Source organism: Paenibacillus sp. 01L418 (genome assembly GCF_056400045.1).
The window spans coordinates 1-2,505 of the sequence record NZ_JBFTSN010000646.1; the positions used below are offsets into that span (position 1 = coordinate 1).

The 2,505-nt window shown below is 44.3% G+C and carries 4 protein-coding genes; 2 read left to right on the plus strand and 2 right to left on the minus strand.

From position 1 onward, the window contains the following. Window positions 1-482, plus strand: a 482-nt coding sequence (locus AC1DSE_RS34095; RefSeq protein ID WP_477528995.1) for an alpha/beta hydrolase, incomplete at its 5' end; no start/stop codon positions are given. 61 nt (window positions 483-543) lie between these two features. Here the strand turns inward: AC1DSE_RS34095 and AC1DSE_RS34100 are convergent. Next, window positions 544-1,041: a low molecular weight protein-tyrosine-phosphatase gene (locus AC1DSE_RS34100; RefSeq protein WP_477511824.1), complete on the minus strand. Its 498-nt coding sequence runs from the start codon at window positions 1,039-1,041 to the stop codon at window positions 544-546. Next, window positions 1,038-1,679: a trimeric intracellular cation channel family protein gene (locus AC1DSE_RS34105; protein WP_076265841.1), complete on the minus strand. Its 642-nt coding sequence runs from the start codon at window positions 1,677-1,679 to the stop codon at window positions 1,038-1,040. The genes AC1DSE_RS34100 and AC1DSE_RS34105 overlap by 4 nt, the downstream gene beginning before the upstream one ends. Window positions 1,680-1,902: 223 nt before the next feature. Between AC1DSE_RS34105 and AC1DSE_RS34110 the strand changes: the two genes are divergently transcribed. Next, window positions 1,903-2,505, plus strand: a 603-nt coding sequence (locus AC1DSE_RS34110; protein ID WP_477528996.1) for a thiamine diphosphokinase, incomplete at its 3' end; no start/stop codon positions are given.

Genomic DNA, 2,505 nt, shown 5'->3' on the forward strand with positions numbered 1-2,505 from the left:
AGCGTACGGAGGAATACACGCCAGATTGCAATCGGCACGAGGCATACATTTGGTTTTTCGCGGAAGAGCTCATTCCGTTTGTTGAGGAACGTTATGCGGTAAGACAAGAACCAGAGCATCGATTATTGGCAGGCGATTCACTCGGCGGTTCCGTTTCCTTGCATTTAGCTCTCTCCTATCCGCAGCTATTTACACGTGTCATGTCATTATCAGGTGCTTTTTATGGCATATCCCAAAACATCATTTCGGCAGCAGGAGACCTAAGCTGGCTCAATATTTATATGATTGTTGGCCTGCAAGAGGATGCCTATGAAACGGACCGTGGCGTATTTGATTTTGTAGCTTTGAATCGCAACGCCAAGGCGCTGCTCGAACTCAATCAAGCTACTGTCTTCTATGAAGAAAAAGACGGCAAGCATCAATGGGGTTTCTGGCAAAAAGAGCTTGATAAAGCTCTCGCCTATTTTATTGAGGTTGAATAATCAAAAGCAAAGCTGTCCAGCAGGCTCCTTACGGAACTGTTGGACAGCTTTTTTAATGAATTTATTCATTTAATTTCAAATCTGCTTTTATCCGTTTGAGAAGCTCCTTGCATCCGCTGTCGACTAACTCATAAACAAACGGAAAATTGTTTTCATAATAAGGATCAGGCACATCGGCTATTCCTCTCGCAGGCAGCAGCTCCATAAAAGTAAACAATCGCTTGGATTCCTCTGCTGTAGCTTTACCTTCTCCAAAAAACAGCTTGCGAACATCTCGTAAGTTGTTTGTGTCCATACATACGATATAATCAAACGTGTTGTAGTCATCAGGCGTAACTAATCGAGCTTTCATACCTTGATGTGAAATTTGATGCTGATCCAGCTGATCCCTTGTGCCCTCATGCGGCGGATGACCCAAATGCCAGTCACCGGTTCCTGCGGAATCAACCATAATTTGATCTGTCAATTTTGCTTGCTCTACCTGATGGCGCATAACAGCTTCAGCCATTGGGGACCTGCATATGTTTCCGAGACAAACAAATAAAATACGAGCTTTCATGATATTCCTCTTTTCTGCTGTTCATTAGAAGTATGAATATGTAACGTGCGTCTTGGCAGCTTCCACTTGAAATAGACAGATAGCATGCGGAAGCTAATAATAATAACGAATAAAACCAAGAGCTCCAAGGTTGATTTTATCCAACCTAGTCCAATCGCGAGACCTGCAAGCATGGCCCATACGGCATAAATTTCATCTTTTAGCACAAGCGGCTTGCGGCCTGCTAGCACATCGCGAATGATACCGCCGCCAATCCCTGTCAGCATGGCCGCAACAAGAACCGCACTGAGCGGATGCTTCATTTGCGTTGCATACAGCGCTCCTTGAATAGCAAAGGCTGATAATCCAATCGCGTCAAAAAATGCCTCGCTCCGTCGCCAGCGCTGAATCCAGTCAACAGGCAATAGAAAAGCAATCGTCATGGCAATGATAGCTATTTTGAGTAGGTATCCTTGATTCCAAAGCGATGTAACTGGCATACCTATCAACAGATTACGCACGACACCGCCGCCAAATGCTGTGACAAGTCCAAGCACGAACACACCTAGTATATCGTATTCTTCCTCCATAGCGACAATCGCTCCGCTGACTGCAAAGGCAATTGTTCCGATAATGCTAAAAATACCAAAAATGTCCATACTCACAGCAAATGCTCCTCGCTTCCCGTACATGAACCGATCAATGCACCTTGACTTTCATTCATCATTTTAGCTGGGAGGATGTGGATACGCAACGACAAATTTCGTGAAATTCATTCGTTTATCCATACAGTTATTCCACTCCTCTAGTTTTTATAGAACAAAAGGCATTATACTGGAGTGAATTACATTAGATTTCGCCAAAAAGAAAGGAAAATTCATCATGCATCCTCGCATCGTCATATGCACGGGCGGCCAGCTTGGCGCCTGGGCACTTGCACATATAAAGCCCGATGATCTGCTTATTGGAGCAGACAGCGGTGCTCGCTTTCTCATTAAGAACGGACGACGTCCGGATATTTCGATCGGAGACTTTGATTCCGTATCAGAAGAAGATTTGTTAGAAATTCGAGAAAATAGCGGTCAAACGATAGCTTGTGACCCCATCGACAAAAACTACACCGATACGGAAATGGCCATACGTCTCGCCTTGGACTTGCAGCCTACTGAAATCATTTTACTCGGAGCGCTGGGCACTAGATTTGATCATTCACTTGCTAATGTCCACCTGCTCGCGCTTTCTTCCCAGCAACAGGTGAAAATGACGATCATCGATGACCATAATAAAATTTCTTTGATTAGCGATCAATTAAACATCGAGCAGCAAGGATATCCTAACGTTTCTTTGCTTCCGTTGTCGTTAAAAGTAGAAGGAATAACGCTTGATGGTTTTCAATATCCGCTGACTGACGCCGAGCTAACGATTGGTCAGTCACTCGGGATTAGCAATGTCCTTGTATCATCTAATGGAACCATCACCATAAGA